We start from the raw sequence: 860 nt of genomic DNA, 5'->3' as shown, positions 1-860 counted from the left end.
CGCTGGACCACCCCCACTCCCTGGCCCGCGCGGCGGGCGGCGCCGCGGAGCTGTGGATCGAGCCCGGCCTCGGCCACGCGGAGAACGCGGTCGACGACGCCCTGCTGACCCGTATGGCGGCCTGGCTGCCCGACGGCCGGAGCGAGCGGCCGGGAGCGCGCCCGGGACACGCCATCATGGAGAGCGGCGCATCCGCGAGGACGCCGTCGACGGAACGAGGACAGGAGTCCCCCATGGGCGCAGCCCAGGCCGCACCGGACGGGAACGCGACCACGGCCGAGAGCGGCACCACCGGAGCAGCACGCACGCCGCGCGGCACGATCCGCTACTGGGCGGCCGCCAAGGCCGCCGCCGGCACCGGTGAGGAGGCGTACGAGGCGACGACGCTGGCCGAGGCCCTCGACGCGGCGCGGCAACGGCACGCGGAGAACCCGGAGTTCGCACGCGTACTGCTCCGTTGCTCGTTCCTGGTGGACGGCGACCCAGTCGGGGGCCGCAGCCATGAGACGGTCACACTGGCCGGGGGCGGCACGGTCGAGGTGCTCCCGCCGTTCGCAGGAGGGTGAGCACCACACCATGAGCGACCAGCCGCACAGCCCGTACGACCCCTACGACCCGTACGACTCCCAGGATCCTCGTGGGCCGTACGACCCACGCCACGCGTACGCCCCGTACGACCCGTACGGGCACCAGGCGCCGCGCGGCCCCGAGGGGCTCCGGCGGGGTCCGGCACACCCGGAGGGCGGCTACGGCGAGGGGCCGTACCAGCAGCCGCCCGCCCCGGGTGCCGCGGACACCGCGTACCGGCCGCCCGTACAGGCCCCGGGCGCCCTTCCGCCGGAGCAGCCGGCCGGGCACAC

General features: G+C 76.4%; 1 protein-coding gene and 1 pseudogene. Both read left to right on the top strand.

Annotated features, from left to right (window positions below):
• Window positions 1-233 precede the first annotated feature (233 nt).
• The gene (locus ACTWQE_RS34115; protein WP_443332965.1) at window positions 234-566 is read left to right on the top strand and encodes a MoaD/ThiS family protein; all 333 of its coding nucleotides are present in this window, start codon (window positions 234-236) and stop codon (window positions 564-566) included.
• A 10-nt stretch (window positions 567-576) separates the two neighbouring features.
• Window positions 577-860: pseudogene (locus tag ACTWQE_RS34110) on the top strand (hypothetical protein); the annotation flags it as partial.

Source organism: Streptomyces sp. 8N706, assembly GCF_052245415.1.
Lineage (GTDB): Bacteria > Actinomycetota > Actinomycetes > Streptomycetales > Streptomycetaceae > Streptomyces.
Note: the sequence above shows the minus strand (reverse complement) of the source record. Positions and strands in the feature narration are given on the sequence as shown.